Source organism: Pseudomonas sp. MF08831, from assembly GCF_059862645.1.
On the sequence record NZ_JCBCUX010000010.1, the window covers coordinates 100,532 to 124,919 of the forward strand.

The following is a 24,388-nucleotide window of genomic DNA, read 5'->3' on the forward strand; positions in this document are numbered from 1 at the left end:
CTGGAGTACCCGCACCATGTCGCACCCCGCCTTTGCTCACCTGTTCGCGCCGTTGCAGCTGCGCGGAAAACGCCTGAAAAACCGCATCATGTCCAGCGGGCATGACACCTCGATGCCCACCGACAACCGAGTCAACGCGCAGTTGATCGCCTATCACCGTGCGCGAGCCGAAGGCGGCGTGGGGCTGATTGTGCTGCAGGTGGCCGGGGTGCATGACAGCGCGCGGTACACCTCGCATGTGCTGATGGCCACCGACGACGCCTGCATCGAGGGCTACCGCGAATTGGCCCAGACCTGCCATGCCCACGGCACTGTGGTGCTGTCGCAGATCTTTCATCCTGGCCGCGAAATCATGGAGTCGGCAGACGGTTTGCTGGCAGTGGCGTACTCCGCGTCGGGGGTGCCCAACGAGCGGTTTCGGGTGATGCCTCGGGCGCTGGATCACGCGATGATCGATGAGATCGTCACCGGCTACGCAGCAGCAGCCAGGCGCTTGCATCAGGCGGGGATTGACGGGGTGGAAGTGGTTGCCAGCCATGGCTACCTGCCGGCGCAGTTTCTCAACCCACGGGTTAACCGGCGTACCGATCAATACAACGGCGCGCTTGAGCAACGTCTGAGGTTTTTGAGGGAAGTGCTTGCGGCGGTACGAGCAGCGACCGATGAGCATTTCATCATCGGCCTGCGTATTTGCGCGGACGAGCGCGATGCCGAAGGGCTCACCGAAAGCGAATCCCTGGAAGCCGTGCTATGCCTGCAAACTCAACTGGACTATGTGCACATCGTCGCCGGCACGTCGGCGTCAACGGGCGGTGCGATCCATATCGTGCCGCCCATGGCCATTGCTGCCGCGTACCTCGCGGACGAAGCCGCCAGGTTCAAGGCCAGCCTGTCGATTGCGTTGTTTGTCACCGGGCGGATCAATCAGCCTCAGGAGGCCGAGTTGATCCTGGCGCGCGGCCAGGCCGATGTGTGCGGCATGACCCGCGCCTTGATTTGCGACCCGCTGATGCCCGCCAAAACCCTCGAAGGCCGCGTCGAAGATGTGCGCGCATGCATCGCCTGCAACCAGGCGTGCATCGGGCACTTTCACAAGGGTTTGCCGATTTCCTGTATCCAGCATCCTGAAACCGGGCGCGAGCTGAGCTTCAGTCGCCTGCAGCCGGCGTTGACGCGCAAACGCGTCATGGTGGTCGGCGGTGGCCCGGCCGGTATGAAAGCGGCGGCCGTGGCCGCGCAACGCGGCCATGACGTAACGTTGTATGAGGCCAGTGCGCAATTGGGCGGGCAGGTCCTGTTGGCGCAGTTGCTGCCACGACGCAGTGAATTCGGTGGCGCCAGCACCAACCTGCAACGCGAGATGGCGCTGGCGGGTGTTCGCGTGGTGCGCAATACCCGCGTCGACCGTGCGCTGGTGGAACAGGCGCAGCCCGATTACGTCATCATCGCCACCGGCGCCGAGCCCTATTGGCCGGCCTTCGAGCAAGATGGAGCGTTGCAGGTGGTGGACGCCTGGCAGGTGTTGCGCGATCAAGTCACGCTGGGGCGTTCGGTGGTGGTAGTCGACTGGCGTTGCGACTGGATCGGGCCCGGTATTGCCGAGCGCCTGGTACGCGCTGGCCATCACGTGCAATTGGCGGTGAACGGCACCCACTGCGGGGAAAACCTGCCGCTGTACGTCCGCGATCAACTCGCGGGAGAGCTGCATCGACTGGGCATCCCGATCATCCCCTATGCGCGTCTGTACGGCTGCGACGACAACACCGTCTACCTGCAACACACCGCCAGTGGCGAGCCGATGCTGCTGGAAAATATCGACAGCCTGGTGTTGTGCCAGGGGCATCAGCCAGTGGACACTCTGGGCGCAGAACTGGCGGGGCGGGTGCCCTTTGAGCGCATCGGCGACTGCCTCGCACCGCGCACCGCCGAAGAGGCGATTTACGAAGGACTCAAGATCGCATGGAACCTTTGAACGACGAACCGCAGCAACTGTTTCTCGGCACGCGCATCCGTGGTTTGCGCAAGGCGCGTGGCATGACACTGACCGAACTGGCTCGCAGCAGCGCGTTGACCGCCGGCTATCTCAGCCAGTTGGAGCGAAATCTTGCGTACCCGTCGATCCCGGCGCTGTTCAACATCGCCCGCAGCCTCGGGGTGACGACCCAATGGTTTTTCGCCAGTCAGAGCATGCCCGCCGAGGCGGATGAAGGCTATGTGGTGCGCCAGAACAATCGCCAGAGCATTCGCTATGAAGATGGCATCGTCGACCAATTGCTGACACCGTTGCCCAACCATCAACTGGAAATGCTGCAATCGAGCTTTCCGCCCGGCGCCTACAGCCAGCAGAGCTACAGCCATGAAGGCGAGGAAGCGGGCTATGTGTTGAGCGGGCAGTTTGAGCTGTGGGTGGGCGATCGGCATTTTGTGCTGGATGCCGGTGACAGCTTCAGCTTTGCCAGCAGCGAACCGCATCGCTATGGCAACCCGGGCAAGGTAGAGACGCGAGTCATCTGGGTGATTACGCCGCCAACGTTTTGAGCCGCTTGCGTTGATAAACGGCGCGGTGTGAATGGGTGTTCTGGAATACCGTGCGGCGCCCACCTGTGGCAAGTGAAGCCGCATTTTTTATCGCGGCGACACTCGTGACTTCTGGTAAAGAGTCCTTTTCGGGATCGGCGGTTTTTCCAAAGGAACGTCGGGTGGATACTCGACTCCATTGTTCACCCCCCTTCAGGAGTTACAGATGTCTATCCCTACGCAAAACGTTCCCGCCTTCGGCCTTGGCACCTTCCGCCTGCAAGGCCAAGTGGTAATCGACTCTGTGAGCACGGGCCTGGAACTGGGCTACCGGGTCATCGATACCGCGCAGATCTACGAGAACGAAGCGGATGTCGGCCAAGCCATTGCAGCCAGCGGCGTGCCACGTGATGAACTGTTCATCACCAGCAAGATCTGGATCGCCAATTTCGCCGAAGGCCAGTTGATTCCCAGCCTGCGTGAAAGCCTGCGCAAACTGAAGACCGACTACCTGGACCTGACCCTGATCCACTGGCCGTCGCCGGAAGACCAGGTGCCTGTCGCCCAATTCATGGGCCAGTTGCTGGAAGCCAAGCGCCTGGGCCTGACGCGCCAGATCGGTATTTCCAACTTCACCATCGACCTGATGAAGCAGGCGATTGCTGCGGTGGGCGCCGAAAACATCGCCACCAACCAAGTCGAACTGCACCCCTACCTGCAAAACCAGAAGGTGGTGGATTTCGCCACCGCCCACGGTATCCAGATTACGTCGTACATGACCCTGGCCTACGGCGAAGTGCTCAAAGACCCGGTAATCCAGCAGATCGCCGAACGCCACCAAGCCACTGCGGCGCAAGTGACCCTCGCGTGGGCCATGCAATTGGGCTATGCGGTGATTCCGTCGTCAACCAAGCGCGCCAATCTGGACAGCAACCTCAAGGCCCTGCAATTGACCTTGAGCGCCGCCGACATGGCGCAGATCGCCGGCCTGGAGCGCGGCCATCGCCTGACCAGCCCTAAAGGCATCGCCCCGAAGTGGGACTAAACCCCGGCCGCCGGCGTGCGGGATAGCTCCCGCAGCCACGGCAATACCCGCAGGCCCCGGTGGGCCTCGGGCGGGTCGATGATGTCCATGAAGTGCTCGAGGTTGACGGTGTCCGGCATGCCGGGCAGCCGGACCAGCAGCGTCGGCGGTACCCCGCCTGGAATATCCAGGTCCTGATGGTCATAGACCAGTACATGGCGCACCTGGGGCTGCGGCTCGCCGGCCTGGGCCGCCAACCCCGCATTAATGATCAGTACGTCGAATGGCTCGGCCGGGATGGCGGTAAGAACCTCAACTTCTTCAAGGGTTTGCACCGGAACAATCCGGTGGTACCCCAGTTGGTTGAGCATTTTTTCGATGTACAGCCGTTGCAGGTGCTGTTCATCGGCAATCAGGATGGTCAGTGCTTTGTTCGGCATGGCAAACCCCTGGGCAGGCTGTGCTCGTCAGTGAGCGTGGCCCATTTTCCAGACATATCCCGAAGACAAAATCAGGTATGTTCCCCCTTGATGTAGGAGTTCTCCCAAATCCACTGAACGGCCATCAACCGCGCTCAGCGCCGAGCGTAAAACTGCTCAGCCGCCGATGCAGATCGTCGAGGGCTTCGCCTACCGCTTCAACCGCCATGCCCAACGCGTCGCCCTCCTGGCGTTGACATACCTCCTCGAGCGTTTCGCAACGGGTTATCAGCGTGTGCGCCCTGACCAGCCGTGCGCCGCCCTTGGCGCGGTGGGCGAGGTCATGCAGTTCGTGAAAATTCAATTGGCGGTGCAGCACCGGCAGTAGCGTGCGGTCTGCCTCAAGGCTTGAGAGCAAGGGTATCAACAGTTCATGGAGCGCCGCGTCATCGTCCCCCGTCAGCGTGATCAGGGCGCTCAAATCAAATGCCTGCTCAACGTCTGATACCCCTGGGCTGGTCGCAAGCGCAGCCAGTGCCGAGCGCAAGTCCTCAAGACCTGCGGGTTTGAACAAGCACGTATCCATGCCTGCCTGTCGGCAGCGCTCGGTTTCCTCCGGTTGCGCGTTAGCGGTAAAGCCCAGCAGCAAGCACGGCACCAAGCCTTGCGCACGCTCCTGCGCGCGGATATCACGCGCCAAGGTGTAGCCATTCTTGAGGGGCATGTTGCAATCGGTGATCACCACATCCGGGTGCTCGGCTTGCCAGCATTCAAGCCCTTGCACACCGTCTTCGGCCAGGGTGATGCGATGCCCCAGAAAGCGCAATTGGCGCGCCAGCAGCAAGCGATTGGCCGGGTAGTCGTCGACCACCAAAATGCTCAGTACACGGCCCGGTCGGGCCACTGGCGCCGGCCCGGCACGCTCGACCGGCGCTGCGGTGGCCCTGGTCAACGTCAACGTCATGTCCACGCGCGTGCCCTGCCCGGGCACACTGCTCAACTGCAGCGTGCCGCCCAGCATTTCACACAGGCTGCGGCTGATCACCAGCCCAAGCCCCGAGCCGCTGCGCGCTGATTGTTCGGTGTTGCTGCCCTGGAAAAACGGGTTGAACAGACGCTGCTGGTCTTCACTGCTGATGCCAATGCCGGTGTCTTCCACCCATAACACGAGGTCCAGATGGCCAGTGTCAGACCCCGATGCACTGCGCCCGCCCAGACGTACCTGGCCCTGGGCCGTGAACTTGATCGCATTGCTCAGCAGGTTGGACACCACCTGCTTGAACCGCAAGGAGTCGATCAGCACCGGATAATCAATCAGCGGGTCGAGTTCCACCTGCAACGCCAGGCCTTTGGTTCGCGCCAGCCCCTCGAACACCCGAGCCACCGAGGTGAGCAATTCATGCAGATTGGCCGGCGCCAGGGTCAGGGACAAGTGACCGGATTCGATCCGGGAAATGTCCAGAATATCGCCAATCAGCTCCAGCATGCCGCGCGACGCAACCGAGGCGACCTCCAGGGCATCGCGGTCGACGCGCCCCTGTTCGGCGTTGGCGAGCGCCAGTTCAATCATGCCGATCACCGCGTTCATCGGCGTGCGAATCTCATGGCTCATGGTTGCCAGAAACGTGGTCTTGGCGCGGTTGGCGGCATCGGCGTCTTCCTTGGCCTCCTGCAACTGGCCCAATAGCCGTTGGCGTTCGCTCACATCCACCCAGCCGGCAATCATGCCCACCACGTTTTCGTCCCCATCACGGTACGGCAGCATCCAGTGGTAAATGGTCAGCACCTTGCCACTCGGCAACGTGAGTAGCCGGTCATTGATCTGCGGCTCGCCGCGCGCCATCAACCGCAGGTAATCCTCATGGAAGGACCGCGACTGCGCAGGGTTGCCGCTGTCGGCTTCTATCACGGTCTTGCCGATCACTGCCTCGGCCTTGAAGCCGAACACGTCCAGGTAAGCGCTGTTGCACGCCATCAGCCGGCCCTGGCGGTCGCGCACATAAATGGGATAGGGCGTGCCGTCGATCAATACGCCCATAAAACGCATCTGGTCGCTCAACGCCCGTTCCGCCTGCGCGCGCTTGCGGATCAGGCTGCGCAGGTAAATGGCCCAGCCGGAGGTGATCAGCAGCAACAACGCCGCCAGGCCAAAGCCTTGAATGATCGCGCTGCGGTGACGCAACCAATGGTCTTCAATGATCACATCCGTGCGCCATTGGCTGACCAGCTCATCCATCTCCTGCGGAGGGATACTCAGCAACGCTTTGTCGAGTATCGAGTACAGCTCCAGCTGGCCGCGATTGACGCCGAACGTCATGCGTGCCGGCTCGGCGCCGACGGTACTGGTCACGCGCAAGCGGTCGCGGTACTGCTGGGCAATCAGGTAACGCGCATTGATCAATGAGTTGACTGCCCCTTCGGCAGCGCCGCTGGCCACCAGCGCCATGGCTTCGGTGGGGTTTCGCGCCGCCACAAAGTTAATCCCCGGGTAATCGCGGTTGATGACGTCGCGCACGGCATTGCCACTGCTGATCGCGAGACGCTTGCCGACCATGTCCTCCAGGGTCATCGTGCCAGGGTCGTCATTGCGGGTGACCAGCACCACCGGGTTGGTCAGGTAGGGTCGGGTAAAGCGCACCTGATCAGAGCCTTCGATACTGGGCGTTACCACCGCCATCATGTCGGCGCGGCCTGTGCTGACCGCGTCAATCTGCTGAGGCATCGAGCCGCCGGACACGACATCGAACTTCAAGCCGGTACGCAGGCTGATCCGCGACAGTACATCGGCACTCAAACCCTCCAGTCGCCCTTGTGCGGTAAAGGACGCCAACGGCAGCATCTGTTCGGACGCCACTACCCTGACCCGCGGGTGTTTCTCCAGCCAACGCTGCTCACTGGTGCTCAAGTGCAACCGCTCGGCACCGAGCAGGCCCAGGTTGTCACCGTTCCAGCGACGCAATATTTCCATCTGTTCGTTCGCCGGGATGGCCCTCAGCGCAGTGTTGACGATGCGCAGCAAGCGGGTGTTGTCCCGGAGCACGGCAAAGGCGAAGGAGTTGGATTCCAGCGTGGAAAAATCCGCCATTTGCACATTGTTCAAGTGGTTGCGGTTGATCTGGTAATTGGCAGAGATGGCGTCGCCCAGGTAGACATCGGCGCGACCGAACGCGACGGCGCCAATGGCTTCGAAAATAGACGGAAACAGCTCCACGTGGGCCTTGGGGTAAAAAGCCTCAACCACGTCGGGCGGCATGTAGTGATAGAGCATGGCGATGCGCTTGCCTGCGAGGCCGACACTCAGGGATTGGCTGTCGCCGGTGCGGGTAACCAGCACCGGCTGGTCATTGGCGTAAGAACGCGAAAGCACCAGTTGCGGGTCGCCCGCCTCAAAACCATTGGACGTCCCAAGCAGGTCAATGGCGCCTTGCTTGAGGGCTTCGAGCACCTCATCGCGAGTGTCGTAGCGCCGCACTTCAACGCTGATATTCAGCGCCTGGGCGAGCAACCCGGCATAGTCCGCCGTGATGCCTTCGATTTCGTCGTTGTTGTTGGTCAGTTCGAAGGGCCCGTAGTCGGGCGCGGAAACGCCCATCAGCAACACACGCCGCCCCCGCAACCACTGCCAGTCGGCTTCGCCCAGCGTTACGGAGTGGCCATTGAGGCTGGAGTGCCCCAGCAGGCGCAGGTTTTGCGGCTGATCAAGAGCACTGGCCATCATCGGCAGCACGCCCATCAACAGCGCAATGATGAACCGTCGCATCGGCGCAAGGATCATGTCGAATCAGATCAGATGATTACGCTGTGCAAACTTGGCCATGTGGACCACAGACGACATGCGCAGCTTCTCCTTGAGTCGCGTTTTATAGGTGCTGATGGTCTTGTGGCTGAGTAACATCTGATTGGCAATTTCGTTATTGCCCAAGCCCAGGGCCAGCATCTGCAACACCGCCAACTCGCGATCGGACAGGGCTTGCACCAGTTCCTGTTCCGTGGACTGCAGATCGTCACGGCGCACCGAACTGCTCGGCAAGCTGGGGAAGCAACTGTAGTTGGACATCACCGCTTTGATAGCCTTTTGCAGCTCATCGAGCTCACCGGTCTTGGCCACGAACCCCATGGCCCCGGCACGCATGCAACGCGCCGAAAAAAACTCCGGAAGGTACGAAGTCAGTACCAGAATCTTGCACGGCAGCCCCAACGCCTTGACCCGGCTGATCACCTCAAGCCCCCCCAGCTTCGGGATGGCCAAATCAAGAATGATCAATGCCGGACGCCCCTCTCTGGCCTTCTGCACAGCATCAGCACCGTTGCCCGCTTCATCGATTTCGGTGAAACCTTCCAGTGTCAGCAGGTGCCGGACGGTTTTACGGATAAACGGATGATCATCAACTATTAGCGCTTTAGTCATAAAACTCCCCTGAGAGGATAAGTACCCTTACACATGACACGGGACACAGGTACCTGTGAGAAATGACAGTGCCGACCAGCGGTGCTGCACCTACTCAGGACAATAACCAGGCTGTTCCTGGTCCCTTCGATTGAAACTGGCCGAACACGTACAGCCAAACCGATGCCGCCGGCTAGCTGCAAGCGCGCAACCTTAGCAACGAAATGACGTTTCATCGGAAGGGATAGTCCCAAGCGTATGTAGGACTTTTCCTCACGAAACATGACCAAGCCAGCGCCTGGTCATGCGTGAGGCGCGCCGGTCAATCAGTGGTACTCGGGCTCCAGAAGGCCTGCACCACCAGGGTCGATGTGGAAATACGCGCTACCAGCGCATCCAGTTCGTCGCCGTCTACCGAGGTCGCGACCAGGGTGGCCTCGATCTCCACTTCCTCACTGCCAAATGGCCGAACGTCAACGTCGCTCGCCGGGTAGTTGCAGCGCGCCAGCTCGGCTTCGAGCAACACCATCACCGCCTGTTGCTGGCTGCGCCGCGCGATGACATAGAGGATGTTGGTCACCTCTGCCGACACCACGTCCAAAGGCTGACGGTTGATGTTGTTGACGATCGGGCGCAGCAGCGTGTTGGCCGCCAGCACAAACAGCGTGCCCAGCAGCGCTTCGAGGATCAGGTCGGCGCCCGCACAAGCACCCACGGCTGCCGAGGCCCAGAGGGTGGCGGCAGTGTTGAGACCGCGCACGTTGCCTTCTTCGCGCATGATCACGCCAGCGCCCAGAAAGCCGATGCCCGAGACCACATACGCGACCACCCGAACCGCGCCTTCCGCGCCGCCCAGCCGGTTGGCCATGTCGACAAAAATCGCCGCGCCCACGGCCACCAGCACATTGGTGCGCAAACCCGCCGTGCGTTGGCGGTACTGACGCTCGAAGCCGATCAAGCCACCGAGGATAAACGCCGCGCTGAGGCTGACGACCGTATCGACCAAGGAATTGAGGTTGATGTTGTTGATTGCTTGCATAGGAAATCCTCCCTGTTTATTGCCAGCCAAACTTACAGATATAGAAACCCTTCCCCGCCTGGGTCAGCGACGGTGCAGAAACGGGATGTTCGAGGTGCGGATCATGCGCACGATCAGCGTCCGGGTCGGCAGCCGGTTGAATGGGTGCCACGCGGGCACTCGCCACACCAGCGGCCTGCTCGTGCTCGACCTCATTGAGACCGTACTGCACGCGCAAGGCAGTGGCATTACGGGTGCTGACACCCTCGCACGAGCGACAGGCCCGGTCCGCAGCAAGCCGGCGAAGAACGCCCTGAGCCGTATGAGATGCATGGTGTAACTCCTGCGCGAGGAAACCTTCGTGCAGGTACGACCGTCTGCGCCGCGCCGGTTTGACCGGCACAGTCAGCTTGGCCCGCCCACCGTAAAAGGCAGGCGCGTCCGTAGCAGCCTGAATGCTTTCAGGTGCTGGTCAGCGTCGATGAGAGGGATGCAGGCAGGTGCCAGGACTGGCCGCTGCCGGAATGCCGCTTCTCGCTTTTTTCAGGCGAGACAACGGCACAGGAAGAATGCGCGTTATCTTGCCAAGGATGTGCCGGTTACTGAAACCGGCCGACAACTGTCACTCGAACAAGTACCCACTGAGGGTCTCCGCTATTGATGAAAACGCGCGGAGTTTACGCCGCGTTTTCGCGTGAGTAAACCGTAGGAAAGTTTACCGATGACGAACAGGCCGCTTCTTCAGGGTGAGTTCAGGAACCCTTCTCCGGACGTCACCCCGATCAAAGATGAGAGTGAAATGGCCCCTGTGCACCGGGTTTATGTACACCGGTTATGACGGCGTACCCGGCCGATCGCGCTCGACCTTCTCCAGGTATTCATCCATCCGGCCACCCGCCACTGCCTTGACCTGAATCGACACCGTATTCACCTGTCGCCCCATCGTAATGCCTTCGCGGGTGCGCACCGGCACATACCCAAGCTTGGGCCAGAACCGCTCGGCCCTGGTGTTGCCGACCACCACCGTCAGCCGCAGCCATTGGGCGCCTTTGCTCGCCGCCCAGGATTCGAGATCGGCATGCAACTGTCGCGCAAGCCCGGTGCCGTGCAAACGCGTATGCACCAGCAGCAATCCGATATGCCAGACCCCGGCAGCGAGCAAGTCCGCCGCAATGTTCACCACGGCGACCAACTGATCCTGCGCATCGCGGTAACCCAGCCAGTACATCCGGCTGCAGCGCCACCCTGCCGGCAAATAACCCTGCAGTTCTTCGCGCGCTTCAGTCGGCGTGGCCGGCTCGCCATTGACCGCGATGAAATAGGCCGGCGCCTGTTCGAAAAAATGCTGCAGCTCAGCCGCATCGCTGCCCAGCAATTCGACCACCCGGATGCCCGCGACGCAGCAGCCCGGCAGCGCCTCAACATCAACGTCCATGTTCATTTTCCCTCAGTCATCGCGCGTCAGCACTTCCAGCAACTCGATTTCAAAACGCAGATTGCTGTTGGGTTTGATGTGCGCGCCCATCGAACGCTCGCCATACGCCAGGTGCGCCGGTACATACAATGTGCGTACACCGCCAACGCGCATGCCCATCAAGCCTTGGTCCCAGCCTTTGATCACGCGTCCGGTGCCGATCACACACTGAAATGGCTTGCCGCGTTCCCAGGACGAATCGAACACCGTGCCGTCTTCCAGGGTGCCGGTGTATTGGGTGGTAATCAGTGCGCCCTTGACCACGGTTTTACCGTCGCCCAGGCGGATGTCAGTGATCTGAAGGTCTTGGTTGCTCATGGGGTGCTCGTTAAATACCAGAAGGTGGGCGTTTTCCCAGAATCACCGGCGTTTGGCAAGCACCTGCGCACGGCCCAACGAAGTGCGGGCAGCAATGCCCCCTGCCCGCTCGCAGCCACTCAAGGCGCCGGGCGCAAGCCCATGTGGAGTTGCAGCGCCTCGATCAAATGGAATTGATAAAGATAGCGCTCGTGTTGGAGCGGCGCCCACCGATCAATAAAGAAGTGCCCGCGCTCATCCACCTGAATCGGCGTGGTGACGATGTCGCCGCTGCGCGACCGATGCACCAGCAGCGTCTGGTCGGGCGTCGGACGCTCGATCAAAAAATGCCCGGTGTGCCTGAGACGTGAGCGGTCGGCGGGCTTGAACGCCTCCGGGGGCGTGCGGCCGGCCACCGCGACATCAAGGGCAAAGTCACTGCGCATGGCTACCCATTCATCGGGGCGCAGGGGCTTGTTGGCCGCCTCCCATTTTCCCACCCGCAAGCCGACAGGCTGGCTGGGCGCCACTTCGTTGACATGCAGGCTGATGGCGCCCTGCAACCTTGCCAGGCCAGGCACGCCCAGGAACGTGTCGGTGTGGGTGTTGCCCATCAACGCCACCCAGCGATGCGGGCCATGGGCAACTTGATCCTGAGTAATAACCTCATTGGCAAAATAGCTGAACATCGCCGTGCGCGACGTCGCTTTATCCGGCATGCCGTCGACGCAGTAACTGGCGAAGCAATCCAGCGCACGCACGCGAATCTTGTACTTGGCGGCCGTTTCGATCACCGCGGTGTAAGTGTGCGGCCCTTTATAGCCCAGCATGTGCCCCCGGTCCTGTATCCGCAGATAGTCCTTGAGCGCCTTGGACATCGGACTGCCTTGGTACAAGGCATCAAGGTCCGCCTGATGCAGGTCCGTCAGCAGGTGCTCAACATAGAGCGTCTTGACCTTCATGGTCTTCAATTCCTTGATCAACAGCGCCTTGCTCGATTGCAGGCTGTGCGCCTCGCCGATCACTACCCCGTTTGAATGGGCATAGGCGCGCTCGAAGAACTCCCGCACGGTGAGGCCCGGCGACAGCTGTGGCTGCGGCGCGCTGGCGGGCGGCACATAGGTTTTGAAGTGCGCGCCGGCCGCCGCGTCGAGACGTTCGCGAGTCCGCTGGAAGGCCGCGTAGGCCGGTCGAAGCGCTGGGTTGCCGGGGAAGTACCGCGAATCCAGACCCTTTGGCGAGTCTTTCAGCGTGCGCAACGCTTCACGCAGCGCGCAGGGCATTTCGAACACGCTGTAACCGTGCTGCGCCGGGGGCGCCAACGCCTGCGCCTGGGGTTGGGTGTAAGCGGTCTGCAGGGTGATCCTGAAATCAGCCTTGGCCAACGCATCGTCGGGAATCGAGCCGGGTGTGTCCTTCCACACCCCGACCGGCGTGCCAACGCTGACATCCTCGACACGCAGGCTCACGGCGCTGTGCAGATCGGCCAGGCCAGGGACTTGCCCGTGGGTACTCATGCGCCGGTGATCCACCAGCGCCACCCAACCGTCGTCAGGGTGGGCCGCCACGTCGGCGGCGATCACCTTGTGTGAATAGAAGTTGCGCAGCCGGTTCTCCCGAGGCGTGAGCACCGAGGTGGTGCCTCCCGCCAACGCATCGTCCAGATAGTAGGAAGTGGACGCATCCAGCGCCCTTACCTCGATGCCGTTGTCAGACGCCGCCTGCACCAGCGTCTGATAGGAATAGGCGCTGTCCTTGGGCATGCCCAACGCTTTATCGACGCCCTTGAGGTGCGTGTCGATGCTCTTCGACGCCTTGGCGCTGTGGCGTGTTTGCAGCTTGACCCGAAACACATCGGCGGGCAGGTACTCGATGTACAGACGCCGCACGCCACGCTCATGCAAGGTTTGCAGGGTGTCGATCAGGAACTGCTTGCTGGCAATCGAATCCACACTCGCGCCAATTACCAGCCCTTTGCTTTCACTGAGCAGCTTTTGCAGGATGACTTCATGCAGGGCATCAGGCTCAACACTCAGTACATCGGCCCGGGGCACAATCGGGGCCAAGGCATCAAAGTAAGCGTTGGCGTCACGGGTCAGGTTGTCCACTGCCGTGCCATACGGCGCGCGCAGGTGGAACAGCTGCTTGCCCATGATATCCCTGGCGACCTGTTCGCCATACGGGTCGGCGATGCGCGCGAAGGCCGCCTCCACGGCGCCAGGGGTCACCACATGCTCAAGGTCTTTCAACAGCGCCTGCGGGGTTTCGTAACGCTCCAGCGGGCTGGCGGCGACGGGCAGTTTTTCATATTTGGGCGCGCCGCCCGCAACACCGGCACGCCTCCACTGGCCTTGAGTATTACGCTGGACCAGCCTGCCAGTGGACTGCAAATGCCCGGTTGCAGCATCCTGCCTGAGCAGCAGGAAACGCCCCAGAGCGTCGGGCGTTTTGCGGGTCCATAACGCCTGGCCTTGGAACATCACCGCTTGCAGATCATCGAGGGCCGGCGTTGGTGCCTCCAATTGCTTGATCAACGACAACGCCTGTTCCTGCGGCGCGGTATGCCGCAGCGGACGTATCGGCTTGCCCAGCGGGCTGATCAGCGCCGGGCGCAAATCGGTGAATACCGCGCCGGCGCTGTTGAGCAGGTAGCCAAGGTAGTGCCCGAAGGCTTCACCCATCTGCCCTTGGTTATACGCGTGCAGGGCGAGCATCCCATCCTTGAAAGCCAGCAGCATGCCCAGGCTCAGGCTCAGCACCGGGTAAGGCGCGGTGGCAACGGCAACGAGGGGTTCGATAACGCTCCACACCAGGTCCATGATCATGTGCGCACGGTTGACGGAGGTTGCCTCGACGTCGTCTATCTTGCGCTGCAACTTGGCGTCGTACAGCGCCTGACGCAGGTTGATCACCACCGTCTCACGACTGATCGGATCATACCGGCCAGGGCTGGGATGGCTGCGATCCAGGGTTTGCGGCAGTTGTTTTTTGGCGTTCTCCAGAAACCCACGCACGCGGGCCTGTGCCTGTGTGCCCACCCGCTCGGCGAGGTAACCGACCATGCCATCCACGTGTTTCAACACATGGTTGAACAGGCGTGCATGGCGAAAGGTAACGCCATCCGGCGCATTCGGGGTGTACAGCAGCACCGGGTCATGCCCGAGCTTGAACAGGAAGGTGTCGATCACCCATTCGCCGTCCACGAACAGCCGGTGCACCTGGTAACTTTCGCGCACCTGGGCCGAGGTATTGCCCAGGCTCTGCAGGCAGGTGTTGAGCCAGTCCAGGTCAGCCTGGGAGAGGTGGCCTTGCAGGCGTGATTCGAGCGCAGCGTTGCGCATCTGCAATTGGCTGATGGCCAGCGTTGCGTTACGTCGGAATACATAGCCGGGGCTGCTGGGACTTTGCAGGGTGTTGCGCACCAGGTCGACATAGCGCTGGCCGATCCACACGCCCCGCACCGAGCGCGACACCGCTTCAGGCGTCAAGCGCCTGAGGTCGACGCCGGCTGGGCCGGTAAAGGTCGCCGAGGTTTCAAACTTGGGGTCCAGAAACCCCACGCTGTCGTGATAACCGTCGCGCAACAATCGGGTGTACGTGACGGAGTCCGGCGTCGTAAGCCCGGGAAACGCCTGCGGGTAATGGACGTGGACCGTATTGGGGTCGACGTCTTGCGCGGCACGCCCGAGCAGCGCGTTCAAGCGAAGTTTGGCCTGCTCATGCACAAAGGTCGCAAAGGTCGGGAACAACGCCTGGCCGTGCGGATCGGCAGTGTAAGTGCGCAAGGCGCCCTCGGCGTCGTGCGCCAGGCCGGTGAGGGTCTGGCGCTGCGCCTGGCTGGCGGAACTGAACCACAGCGGCGTGGCGAATGTGCGGTCGTCGTCCAGCGTAGCCAGCATGTGTTGCGCCATGGCGTTGAGACCGCTGGCGTAATCGGCAACAAAGGTGAACCTGACCTCGTGGTACTCCTGCGCATGCGGCTTGAGGCTCAGGCCCGTGAGAATCCGTTGCATGGACGGGCGAAAACGCAACGCCAGTGTACGGATGACATACCCCTTCATGGCGGGCTGGGTGCACCAGCCAAGCAGGTGCGCCTTGCAGCTGGCCTCGCAGTCAAATGCCTGGAACTGCGTCGCGCTGGGGGCTTCGGGCGTGCACAGCAACAAGCGTTTGACCGCACCCTTCGCGTCCGTCTGGCGCAGCAGCCACACCCCATTGAGCTGTGCCTCATGCAGCGACACGGTAGCGGCACTGAGGTTTTCGCCGGAGCCCTCGCGCAGCGCCTGGATCAATGCGTAGTCGGCCTCGCTCACATGGTTTTGCAACAATGCCGTGTACGCCAGGGCGTTGAGCCGGTGGTCGAACATCGATTCGATCGCCTGCTTGACCACCGGGCTGGTGTGACTTTCTTTCTGCACGGCGGCAAACGCCAGGCGCGGTTGCAGGCGGCCCAGCAAACTCGCCAGGTAAGCCGGCGTCAGGTCCTGATACTCAGCGCCCAGCGGCGTCTGGTCATAGGTCAACGTGGTTCTGGTGAGGAAGTCCGACCCCGGCGCATCATCGCCCTCGTGCAACCCGCGCAAGGCCAACAGGGTCAGGCTTAGCTGCTGCTCATAGTCGCCCACACCCGCCACGCTACGCCCTGTGCTGACCTGCAGCAGATCCGGGTCCAGGTCGTGGATATCCAGTTCGTCGGCCAAGTGCTCGACCACTTGATAACGCGCCAGGGCCGGCGGCGTGGCGGCCGGGCCCAGCAGGTCGAGCATCGTCGCGCGCGCCTGGTTATAGCGAGCCAACAACTGGGCCAGAAGGGTTCGTTGCGCAGTATTGGCGCTGCGGTACCAATCCGGGGCGCTGTAGCGCAAGCAGCGGTCAAGCAGGCGCTGGGCGTGCAACGCCAGGCGCGGGCCGAGGTCGGGCAGCGTCGCCTGGATGGCCTGATCGAGGTCAGCGACCACCTCGCGTGCCGTGCGCCCCGGGTTCTCCACCAGGTCGAGCGCCCAGTCGATATCCTGCTCACGCTTGGCCGTCAACGCGTCAACCGTGTGCTCGAACAGCGGCTCCGCGTCGATCGGTTCCAGCGCCAGCGGCCAGATGCCGGCCGGGCCCAGGGACTGGTAGCGTCTGGGCAGCAACGCCATGAATTCGCTGCGCCACGCCGCGTTGTCCATGGCGTTCAGCAGGTAACGGTCGAGTTCTTCCAGCGAGTTGAAGGATTCGATCCCGCGCAGCGGGTTGAACATCAGCACGTTGCCGACCGATTCGCCGCCGGTCAGCGAATTCACGCCTGGATGATTGAGCGTGGTCAGCACAAACGCCCCGGCGAACTCAATGCGCCGCGCCTGGTAGGTAAAAGTCAGCGCATACAGCCCGGGACGAAACGCCGGGCCCAGTGAAATCTGCGTGATCTGGCGCGCCAACTGCGGGTGCAGCAGCCGGTCGTTGAGGTCACGCTGTGCCTCCTGCTCCAACGCGGTAATGCCCGCTTCGTTGCTGAGGAAACTGCGCAGCCCTTTGCCACTGATCACGCTGCGCGCTTGCGCCGCGTGCACTTGAGCGTTCAACTCGCGCCGCAGACGCGCCAGCAATGCCTTGCCGTCGGCATGCTGCAGGTCGGCGGTTGCCAGGGGCTGATACAACGCACGCAGCGTGGTGGCGAGCGCCGCGCAGTGGCTTCTTAGCGTGCGGTGCAAACGCTGCAAATACGCCTGCTCGGCGCCGACAGGGTGCTCGGGCAACAGCGGCGCCGGGTGCTCAAACACGTGATGGCCGATCTGGTTGAGGTAACCCTTGATCTCGCTGAAAGAAGGAACGGATGTGGCAGAAACGGCGGTGCTCATTGGTCGTGGCTCCATGCGATGAAAGAGGCATCAGCATGGAGAGCGGCCGGTACGCGCGGTGTTAGATAGATAGTGGCGAGCGTGCTTGTTCCCGCGCCACGGCTACATCGTTGAGCCTTCAACGAGTGGCCGGGTCGCGCCGTTGTTTACAACCAATGCCAGAACCGGCTCCAGAACCCTCGCCCCAAATCATTCTTGCAGCCTGCATATTGCGCCGCGTACATCTGCGAGCGCGCCTGCACTTTGCTGGCCACCGGCGGCAGCCAGGCTTTGGCGGCGTAAGTGCGCTGGCGGTAACCGCCCCAGCCTTCGTGGTAGTTCAGGTACTGGCCGTAGGCGTCGTATTTGTACACGCCGTTGATGGTGTAGGTCTTGTCCATGTACCAGCCGATAAAGTCGATGGCGTCGTCGAAGTCCTGGCGACTGGCACCGCTGCGGCCCGTGCTTTTGCGGTAGTCGTTCCACACTTCATCCTTGGCCTGGGCATAGCCGGCGGCGGTAGAGACGCGGCCCCAGGGGATGATCCACAGCAAATATTTGCGCGGAGCCAGGGCGTCCTGATGGAAACCGGACTCCTGGTACATGATCGCGAATGGCACCTGGATCGGCACACCCCAGCGCTTTTGCGTGACTTTGGCGGCGTCGTACCAATCGTCCTTTTCACGGAAGATGCCGCACAGATCATTCGGCGTGCGTGGCGGCGAGGTGCCGCACGCCGCCAGCATTGAGGTGAGGAGTAACAGTCCGACGGCTTTGCCTGCGCTCAAGGGGCACCTTTGCGTGATTCGCGTAAAAGGCCGCTATTTTACGCATTCATTCAGGCACATAGGTTATCGGCTTGGCGCTATAACCTGTGGGAGCGGGCAGCACCTGGCCCAAGGCAGTGATGCAGCCCCGAAGGCTCATGAATGCGCCTCGGCAAATTCCACCGGCCCTCCCAGCCAGCACCCTTGAACCTGCCCCGCCGCATCCCGGCGAAACCGCAGGGAAATCTGCGACGGCCGCCCCATCGCCCTGCCCTGGCGAATGTGCACCGGGCGCTCATCGGCGCTGACCAGCTGATTTTCCAGCAGGCCAAACGCCAGCGCGGCGGCGGCGATGCCGGTAGCAGCGTCTTCGGGGTAGCCAGAAGACTTGGGAAATTGCCGTGCATCGAACTGTCGGCCTTCAAGGTCGGACGCCGCGTAGGGGTACAGGCCGGTGGAGCCGATGCGCTCGCACAGTTGCTCAATACGGCGATAGTCGGGCTTGAGGCTGTCCAGCACCGCCACGCTTTTGAGCGCGATCAGGGTTTTCACACGGCTGGTGCAGGCGTTCTGAATCGGCAACGGCGCCAGTTCGTTGGCGGTGATGCCCAGCACCGAGAGAATGTCGGCTTCGACATCGGCATCGCCCAGGGTGGCGACCTGGCCCTTGGGCTGACTGATTTCGACCTGAACCTGTGGCGTACCTGCGTCAATCACGCGCGCATCGACCCGCCCACTCAAGGTCCAGAGCGCCAGTTGCTGCTTGTGCAACAGGCCGAGCCGGTCCAGCAACCAGATGGCGCCAACCGTGGCGTGGCCGCACATCTGCATTTCGTGGTTGGGCACCCAGAACTGCAGTGCAAAATCGAAGTCGCTGCCCACGGGGGCGGCGAATACAAAACCACATTCATGCCCATAGGCGCGGGCGACCTGCTGCATGTCCGCATCGCTCATGCCATCTGCCAGCACCACCGTGGGCGCCGGGTTGCCGCCGCGCGGGGCGGCGCAAAATACATTGACCAGGTGAACCTCGGGCGTCATTTCGCCTCTCCCTTGAGTGGGTGAAGAACACAGGATGAACCGATGACTGCCGTGTAGCGCACGGGATCGGGCCGAATCATGCGCGGGATCGGGCCATGAAAAATTGGCAATCGATTTGAAGGAACCGAACCAACTGTGGCAGCTCGGTTGTTCAGTCAGACCGCGGTGATGCTATCGCAGGCAAGCCAGCTCCCACAGGGGGCGAGTGTGACCCAGGCATGTCAGCCGCGCCGCCACTCATCCGGCGACCTGCCCAGCACCCGCCGAAACACGTGGGCCAGGTGCGACGGTGATTCGTAGCCGACGCTGTGGGCGATCTCCAGCACCGACATGCGCGTATGCCGCAGCAGGGTTTGTGCGCGCTCCACACGCAAGCGCTGCACGAACGCCAGCACCGTCTCGCCAGTGTGCAAGGCAAACAAGCGGGTCAGGTGCCGACGCGACAGATGAAACACCGCAGCCAATTCGTCCAGCCCCGGCGCCTGCTCAAGATTGCCCTCGACGTACGCTTTCACGTCACGTACCAGCATGGCGCCATGGCGCTCTGTGCAGGAGCGTTGCAGGCTTGGCTGGCTGAGGCTAATCGTCAGGCATTCGAGCAGTAACAAGTGATCGACCTGGGCCAGTTGGCGGCGGCGATCAACGAAGGGGTCGGGTTGGCTCAAGGCTTTCTTCGCCAGCAACAGAGCGTGCAGCGGCGCAGAGGTTTGCCAGATGCCCAGGGTGGGCGCACGCGGCAGGCGGTTGGCGTCCCCGGCCAGATCGCGCAGCGCGTAATGCATGTAGTCAGGGTCGACGTACAACGCCAGGTGGCCCTGGCGGGCAGTGAGTGACGAGGAGGAATGGCTGCGCTGCGGCGGCACGCACACGAACTGGCGGTTGAGCACCGACGCGCTGCGCCCGCTGTCTTCATCCTTGAAGCGCAACACGCCACGCTCGGGCACCATCAGCATGAACGCGTCATGGGCGTGGGCCGACGTTTCATAGGTGTCGTTGGCGTTGAAGACGCTGTAGATATCACGCATCGCCAGGCACTGCACGGGAATGGAGCGCTGACACTAGCATGTTTGGGATCAGTGGAAAGCGGCGTCCCTGCCGCTGACACGGTTAAGCCAACGGTACGCGGCGTGTGGTCAACGCCGTGCGGCCGACGAAGAAGCTCAGGGCCGCACCCAACAGCAGCATGGCCAGGGTGCTCCAGGCTGCACGCGAGAGCTGTTTGGCGGCGACTTCGCCTGCTTCACGGGCCTTCTGCTCGGCCTGTTGCTTGAGCTCATCGACCTTTTGCATGGCTTGCTGATAAGCCTGCGCATAGTTGTCGACGATTTGCGTGGCTTGCTCTTTGCTCTTGCCGGTACGGGCCGCAACGATGTTGATCAGCGCGTCTTTATCCGCCGCATTCAACGCAGGTTCACCGGAGGCTTTCACGCGCTCGAACCACTGCTTGAGCTGATCACCGGCCTGGGCCGGGTTGGTCGCGGCATCCGTGGCCGTCTGCTTGCCGTCGGCGGCAGCCTGGTCGGTTTTCTGCTCGACGTTGGCCGGGTCCAGTTCAGGCTTGCCACTTTGCTTGAGCAAGGTGTCGAGTTGGCCTTGCAGGCTGTTCCAATCCAGGTGGATGCCCTGCTCGTCCAGCTGCTGCTTGACGCTGTCGCTGATGCCTGGCGCTGCGGCGGCGATGCCGCTGCCGGCAGCCGACAGGCCTTTGCCGACGACATTGCCCGCCGTGCCCACCACGCTTGACGCTAGCGCCGCGAGCAGCCAGGTGGTGAAGAGCGTGGTCAGTGTCCAGGTCAGCACACCATGCAGGCCGCCGCGATCCGGCGCGGTACGCCCCGCTACAAATGCACCGACTGCAATGGCGACCAGCGTCGACACAAACAGCCAGATCCCGGCGCCCGTGCCGAAGCCACGCAACGGGTTACCGGCTTGCATCGGGTCGACCGCGCTCGCGCCGATGGCCGTGCCCAGCACGCTGAGCACCAGGTAGGTCACCAGGGCAATTGCACTACCGGCCAGCACAGAGCTCCAGGACACGCGAAACGGTGAACGATTGGTTTCATAGACAGTGGTCATGATTAATCCTTTGAGTGATTGACCGTTTTAGTCTGGCGAGCGCAGGGACGGCCGTCCTCGCGCAAATGCACCAGGGCGTCTGGTGCATTCGCACCCCGCGCCGGGCAACTTCTCTGCACTATCCTCAAGCCCGAGTGTCGTAACTGCCATGCGCCCATACTCCGGAGAGACCATGACCCAGGACGTTCTTGCCAAAGAAACCAACCGCCGCCAATTGCAGCAGATCATCTCCGGATTGTCCGACGGCGTGATCCTGGCCGAGGTTGACCAGACCATCCTCTGGGCCAACGAAGCGGCGTTGACCATGCACGGGGTCAGCGAGATCGAGGCGCTGGGGGTCAATACTGCGCAATATGCCAAGCGGTTCGCGCTGCGCTATCGCAACAACCATCCGTTGCCGCTGGACAGCTACCCGCTCAGCCGCGTGGCAGCCGGTGAAGATTTCAGCGATGTGGTGGTGGAAGTCACCCCCGCCGCCGACGAAAACCGTAGCTGGGTGCACCGCTTGCGCAGCCTGGTGCTGACCGACACTCAGGGTGAGCCGGAGCTGCTGGTGCTGATCCTCAGCGATGCCACCGAGTGGGCCAGCGCCGAGCAGCGCTTCGAGAAAACCTTCAACGCCAACCCGGCGCCCGCCGTGATCTGCCGCTTGAGCGACCTGCGCTATATCAAGGTTAACCAGGGTTTTCTGGAAATGACCGGCTACAGCCGCGATCAGGTCATCGGGCGCTCGGTGTATGAACTGGACGTGCTGGAACAGGCCGAGCGCAAGGACCTGGCCATCCAGCGCCTGGGTGAAGGTGCAACCATCCCGCAGATGCAGGCCGAGCTGCGCCTGCCCGAAGGCGGCAGCAAACTGGTGATCGTCGCGGGCCAGCCGCTGGACATGAACGAGGAAGACTGCATGCTGTTTTCCTTCACCGACCTGGAGCCAAGGCGCAAGGCGGAAATTGCCCTGCGCCAGAGCGAGGAACGCTTTGCCAAATCGTTCCGCCTGACGCCGGTGCCGACCCTGGTGTGCAGCGCCGCCAACCGGCAGGTGGTGGATATCAACGAAGCGTTCATGAACATCACGGGCTACACCAGTGAAGAGCTGATCGGCAAGACCATCGAAGACATTCACTTCATCGACAATCCCCAGGCAGGCGCGCAGCTGTTTGCGACGCTGGAAAAAGCCGGCAACCTCGACGGCCTCGACCTCAAGGTGCGCAAAAAAGGCAGCGAGGTGATCGATTGCGTGGTCTCCGCCGACACGGTGCTGATCCAGGATGTGCCGTGCTATTTGCTGGTAATGATGAACATCACCGAACGCAAACGCTCGGAGCTAGAGCTGGTGGCGGCCATCGAAGAAGTGATGCAGGACGCCTCCTGGTTCAGCCAGACGCTGATCGAAAAACTGGCCAACGCCAAGAGTGTCAACAGCCCCAATTTGCCGAACGTGGCCTTCACCGACCTGACGGCCCGTGAGCGCGATGTGCTGGGTTTGATCTGCGAAGGCCTGGCCGACAAGGAGATCGCCTCGCGCCTGAAACTGGCGCCCAACACCGTGCGTAACCACGTGGCCACGGTGTACTCCAAACTGGGGGTGCACAGCCGCAGTGCGGCGATTGTCTGGGCCCGTGAACGCGGGCTGTTCGCCGGGGAACTACGCGTAAAAAGCAAGAAATAAAGTGCAAATGCACTAGTAGGACCGGTGCAAATTCGCCTTATTTGCGTAGATCGAGGTGCTTAACCTTGAAGGGTGGGCACAGGGCTTTGAGTCCCGTGCCGTATTGGTTTGATCTCTTGAAGGAATGCACTATGAAAAGCGAACAAGTCAAAGGCGCCGTCGAGAAAGTTGCAGGCAAGGCCCAGGGTTTTCTTGGCGACCTGACCGGTGATGAGCATTTGCAAGCCGAAGGCGTTGCGCGCCAGGCCGCCGGGCAACTGCAGCAGACCTATGGCGACGCGCTGGATACCGTCAGTGATTTCACCCGCAACAAACCGCTGGCTACCGTCGCTGTCGTCGCCGGTGTAGGCCTGCTGGTGGGCCTGTTGCTGCGCCGTCGTTGAGGAGGCTGAGCAAGATGTTCACCCTTTCTCAACTGCGCAATTGCATCGAAGAAGGCCTGTCGCCGCTGACCTGCGAGTTCACCTTGTGCCGGGACGCTTCACTGACCCTCAAGGTGTTCGACGCCCAGACCGGTCGGGTCGACCTGGTGGTGACCGGGATCAGCACCAACCGGCTGCAGACCCCGCAGGAAGTGGAAAAAATGGTGGAAGAGCTGCGCTACGAATTGCAAAGCAACAACGTCGGCAAGCTCACGTTGGATGATTTGCCTTCAACGACGCACCCATGAAATAGAACACCCCACCACCGACGGTAAACGCCCCCAGCATGTAAAACATGTAGTGGGCCGGCAGGCTGGCCAACACCAGCCCGCACAACACCGGCCCCAGCGCGGCGCCCAGGTTGGACAGGTTCTGTGCCCCGTAATACATGCCGCGCAGGTGGTCAGGGGCGATTCGGTCGATAAACATGTACTCGGCCGGAAACACGATAATCTCCCCCACGGTAAATACCGCCATTGCCAGCACCCACCACAGCACGCTGGTGGCCAGGGCAAAGCCGATCACCCCCAGCATAAACATGCCCAGGCCAGCGATCAGCCACTGGCTCAGGTGGCGGTGCGAGATGCGCCGGCCAATCACATACTGCAAGGCAATCACCAGTGCAGCATTGGTGGTGAGCACGGCGCTGATCACGGTGTAGGTATATTGCGCGGTGGTGGTTGTCACCAGGTACTGCGACAGATACGCCGTGAACTGACCGAACACCACTGCACTGAGCACGCCACCGAAGGTGAAACACACCAGGCGATGGTCGCTCAGCAGCACACGACCGACGGCGAGGAACGCCAGCGGTTTGTGCGTGGCATCGACGCTGGCCAGGCTGCGATCACCCCAGCGCCAGTACAGCAGGAAAAACCCCAGGCCCAGGAGCGCCGAGAGGACGAAAGGTAAGCTGATATCCGCCTTGGCCACCATTGCGCCAAAGAACGGGCCGACGGCATAGCCGATATTGGTCAGGGTGTATTTGATGGAAAACACTTCGCTGCGCGCGTCTTCGGGCAGCAAGCTGGCGAAGCCGGCCTTGATGGCGATGTCGATGACCGCATAGGCCAGGTTGATCAGGATCAGGCAGCCGTAGAACAGCCAGATGCCCTGGGCCACGACGGTGCCGATAAACCCCAGCACAAACAGCGCGCTCAAGCCCAACAACAGCCTGTAGCTGTTCACGCGGTCCACCAGAAAACCGCCATACACGCTGAGCAATGAGCCGACAATCAGCGAACTGCCGATCACCAAGCCGACCTGAGTAATGTCGAGGCCGAAGTGACGGGTGAGGTAAATCACCAGGTAGGGAAAGGTAATGGCCTTGGCCAACGTCAGCAGTAACGTGGCGGACAGCAACAGGTTAACGGTGCGCGGGTAGTTTCTGATGGTGGCAAGCATCCTGCTCTCATCCGTTTGAGGTAACGCGACCTGTGGGGGTCGGTTACCTTAACG

Annotated in this window: 19 protein-coding genes; 6 read left to right on the top strand and 13 right to left on the bottom strand. The window is 61.8% G+C overall.

From position 1 onward, the window contains the following. Positions 1-16: 16 nt before the first annotated feature. The 3 genes from AC19YS_RS20755 to dkgB all read left to right on the top strand — a co-directional run bounded on the left by AC19YS_RS20755 (position 17) and on the right by dkgB (position 3,562). Positions 17-1,972 (top strand): oxidoreductase, encoded by a 1,956-nt coding sequence (locus tag AC19YS_RS20755; RefSeq protein ID WP_500602541.1) that lies wholly within the window; start codon positions 17-19, stop codon positions 1,970-1,972. Then, complete coding sequence (locus AC19YS_RS20760) at positions 1,960-2,538, top strand: cupin domain-containing protein (RefSeq protein WP_200624924.1); 579 nt, start codon at positions 1,960-1,962, stop codon at positions 2,536-2,538. The genes AC19YS_RS20755 and AC19YS_RS20760 overlap by 13 nt, the downstream gene beginning before the upstream one ends. Before the next feature lie 205 nt (positions 2,539-2,743). After that, a complete protein-coding gene (gene dkgB, locus AC19YS_RS20765; protein WP_119735496.1) occupies positions 2,744-3,562 on the top strand; it encodes a 2,5-didehydrogluconate reductase DkgB in 819 nt (272 codons plus the stop codon). Here the strand turns inward: dkgB and AC19YS_RS20770 are convergent. The 12 genes from AC19YS_RS20770 to AC19YS_RS20825 form a co-directional block, all read right to left on the bottom strand. After that, positions 3,559-3,981, bottom strand: coding sequence for an ANTAR domain-containing protein (locus AC19YS_RS20770; RefSeq protein ID WP_106579960.1), 423 nt, complete (start codon positions 3,979-3,981; stop codon positions 3,559-3,561). The two genes, dkgB and AC19YS_RS20770, sit on opposite strands and share 4 nt — an antisense overlap. A 124-nt stretch (positions 3,982-4,105) precedes the next feature. Next, a complete protein-coding gene (locus tag AC19YS_RS20775) occupies positions 4,106-7,735 on the bottom strand; it encodes a transporter substrate-binding domain-containing protein (protein ID WP_500602542.1) in 3,630 nt (1,209 codons plus the stop codon). Between the two features lie 6 nt (positions 7,736-7,741). Continuing rightward, entirely contained in the window at positions 7,742-8,368 is a 627-nt protein-coding gene (locus AC19YS_RS20780) for a response regulator transcription factor (protein ID WP_106579958.1), read from the bottom strand. 301 nt (positions 8,369-8,669) lie between these two features. After that, positions 8,670-9,386 carry an MgtC/SapB family protein gene (locus tag AC19YS_RS20785; RefSeq protein ID WP_119735498.1) on the bottom strand — a complete coding sequence of 239 codons (717 nt, stop codon included), beginning with the start codon at positions 9,384-9,386 and terminating at the stop codon, positions 8,670-8,672. Between the two features lie 16 nt (positions 9,387-9,402). Continuing rightward, a complete protein-coding gene (locus tag AC19YS_RS20790) occupies positions 9,403-9,603 on the bottom strand; it encodes a hypothetical protein (RefSeq protein WP_500602544.1) in 201 nt (66 codons plus the stop codon). Positions 9,604-10,197: 594 nt separating this feature from the next. Further along, positions 10,198-10,800, bottom strand: a complete 603-nt coding sequence (locus AC19YS_RS20795; protein WP_214247613.1) for a GNAT family N-acetyltransferase — start codon at positions 10,798-10,800, stop codon at positions 10,198-10,200. A gap of 12 nt (positions 10,801-10,812) precedes the next feature. Further along, entirely contained in the window at positions 10,813-11,157 is a 345-nt protein-coding gene (locus tag AC19YS_RS20800; protein ID WP_119735500.1) for an FKBP-type peptidyl-prolyl cis-trans isomerase, read from the bottom strand. A 119-nt stretch (positions 11,158-11,276) separates the two neighbouring features. Continuing rightward, positions 11,277-16,976, bottom strand: coding sequence for a membrane-targeted effector domain-containing toxin (locus tag AC19YS_RS20805; protein ID WP_500602545.1), 5,700 nt, complete (start codon positions 16,974-16,976; stop codon positions 11,277-11,279). 146 nt (positions 16,977-17,122) lie between these two features. Continuing rightward, a complete protein-coding gene (locus AC19YS_RS20810) occupies positions 17,123-17,743 on the bottom strand; it encodes a transglycosylase SLT domain-containing protein (RefSeq protein WP_119735503.1) in 621 nt (206 codons plus the stop codon). A 135-nt stretch (positions 17,744-17,878) separates the two neighbouring features. Beyond that, the gene (locus AC19YS_RS20815) at positions 17,879-18,763 is read right to left on the bottom strand and encodes a PhzF family phenazine biosynthesis protein (protein WP_200624919.1); all 885 of its coding nucleotides are present in this window, start codon (positions 18,761-18,763) and stop codon (positions 17,879-17,881) included. A 221-nt stretch (positions 18,764-18,984) separates the two neighbouring features. Next, a complete protein-coding gene (locus tag AC19YS_RS20820) occupies positions 18,985-19,788 on the bottom strand; it encodes an AraC family transcriptional regulator (RefSeq protein ID WP_200624918.1) in 804 nt (267 codons plus the stop codon). A gap of 82 nt (positions 19,789-19,870) precedes the next feature. Then, entirely contained in the window at positions 19,871-20,839 is a 969-nt protein-coding gene (locus tag AC19YS_RS20825; RefSeq protein WP_500602546.1) for a hypothetical protein, read from the bottom strand. Between the two features lie 172 nt (positions 20,840-21,011). On the opposite strand from AC19YS_RS20825, the gene AC19YS_RS20830 reads away from it, so the two are divergent. From AC19YS_RS20830 to AC19YS_RS20840, 3 genes are all read left to right on the top strand, one after another. Next, positions 21,012-22,508, top strand: coding sequence for a PAS domain S-box protein (locus AC19YS_RS20830; protein WP_200624916.1), 1,497 nt, complete (start codon positions 21,012-21,014; stop codon positions 22,506-22,508). A gap of 131 nt (positions 22,509-22,639) precedes the next feature. Beyond that, complete coding sequence (locus tag AC19YS_RS20835) at positions 22,640-22,891, top strand: CsbD family protein (RefSeq protein WP_106579943.1); 252 nt, start codon at positions 22,640-22,642, stop codon at positions 22,889-22,891. A 14-nt stretch (positions 22,892-22,905) separates the two neighbouring features. Further along, positions 22,906-23,178 carry a DUF1652 domain-containing protein gene (locus AC19YS_RS20840; RefSeq protein ID WP_106579942.1) on the top strand — a complete coding sequence of 91 codons (273 nt, stop codon included), beginning with the start codon at positions 22,906-22,908 and terminating at the stop codon, positions 23,176-23,178. Here AC19YS_RS20840 and AC19YS_RS20845 read toward each other — a convergent pair. After that, on the bottom strand, positions 23,141-24,334 hold the full coding sequence (locus AC19YS_RS20845; protein ID WP_500602547.1) for an MFS transporter: 1,194 nt from the start codon (positions 24,332-24,334) through the stop codon (positions 23,141-23,143). The two genes, AC19YS_RS20840 and AC19YS_RS20845, sit on opposite strands and share 38 nt — an antisense overlap. Between the last annotated feature and the right edge of the window lie 54 nt (positions 24,335-24,388).

What these genes read in the sequence shown, in the direction of transcription:
- AC19YS_RS20830 (WP_200624916.1), top strand. Translation starts at nt 21,012, where the DNA reads ATGACCCAGGACGTTCTTGCCAAAGAAACCAACCGCCGCCAATTGCAG.
- AC19YS_RS20845 (WP_500602547.1), bottom strand. Translation starts at nt 24,334, where the DNA reads ATGCTTGCCACCATCAGAAACTACCCGCGCACCGTTAACCTGTTGCTG.
- AC19YS_RS20785 (WP_119735498.1), bottom strand. Translation starts at nt 9,386, where the DNA reads ATGCAAGCAATCAACAACATCAACCTCAATTCCTTGGTCGATACGGTC.
- AC19YS_RS20755 (WP_500602541.1), top strand. Translation starts at nt 17, where the DNA reads ATGTCGCACCCCGCCTTTGCTCACCTGTTCGCGCCGTTGCAGCTGCGC.
- AC19YS_RS20775 (WP_500602542.1), bottom strand. Translation starts at nt 7,735, where the DNA reads ATGATCCTTGCGCCGATGCGACGGTTCATCATTGCGCTGTTGATGGGC.
- AC19YS_RS20770 (WP_106579960.1), bottom strand. Translation starts at nt 3,981, where the DNA reads ATGCCGAACAAAGCACTGACCATCCTGATTGCCGATGAACAGCACCTG.
- AC19YS_RS20795 (WP_214247613.1), bottom strand. Translation starts at nt 10,800, where the DNA reads ATGGACGTTGATGTTGAGGCGCTGCCGGGCTGCTGCGTCGCGGGCATC.
- AC19YS_RS20840 (WP_106579942.1), top strand. Translation starts at nt 22,906, where the DNA reads ATGTTCACCCTTTCTCAACTGCGCAATTGCATCGAAGAAGGCCTGTCG.
- AC19YS_RS20780 (WP_106579958.1), bottom strand. Translation starts at nt 8,368, where the DNA reads ATGACTAAAGCGCTAATAGTTGATGATCATCCGTTTATCCGTAAAACC.
- AC19YS_RS20805 (WP_500602545.1), bottom strand. Translation starts at nt 16,976, where the DNA reads ATGAGCACCGCCGTTTCTGCCACATCCGTTCCTTCTTTCAGCGAGATC.
- AC19YS_RS20815 (WP_200624919.1), bottom strand. Translation starts at nt 18,763, where the DNA reads ATGACGCCCGAGGTTCACCTGGTCAATGTATTTTGCGCCGCCCCGCGC.
- AC19YS_RS20835 (WP_106579943.1), top strand. Translation starts at nt 22,640, where the DNA reads ATGAAAAGCGAACAAGTCAAAGGCGCCGTCGAGAAAGTTGCAGGCAAG.
- AC19YS_RS20760 (WP_200624924.1), top strand. Translation starts at nt 1,960, where the DNA reads ATGGAACCTTTGAACGACGAACCGCAGCAACTGTTTCTCGGCACGCGC.
- dkgB (WP_119735496.1), top strand. Translation starts at nt 2,744, where the DNA reads ATGTCTATCCCTACGCAAAACGTTCCCGCCTTCGGCCTTGGCACCTTC.
- AC19YS_RS20825 (WP_500602546.1), bottom strand. Translation starts at nt 20,839, where the DNA reads ATGACCACTGTCTATGAAACCAATCGTTCACCGTTTCGCGTGTCCTGG.
- AC19YS_RS20820 (WP_200624918.1), bottom strand. Translation starts at nt 19,788, where the DNA reads ATGCGTGATATCTACAGCGTCTTCAACGCCAACGACACCTATGAAACG.
- AC19YS_RS20800 (WP_119735500.1), bottom strand. Translation starts at nt 11,157, where the DNA reads ATGAGCAACCAAGACCTTCAGATCACTGACATCCGCCTGGGCGACGGT.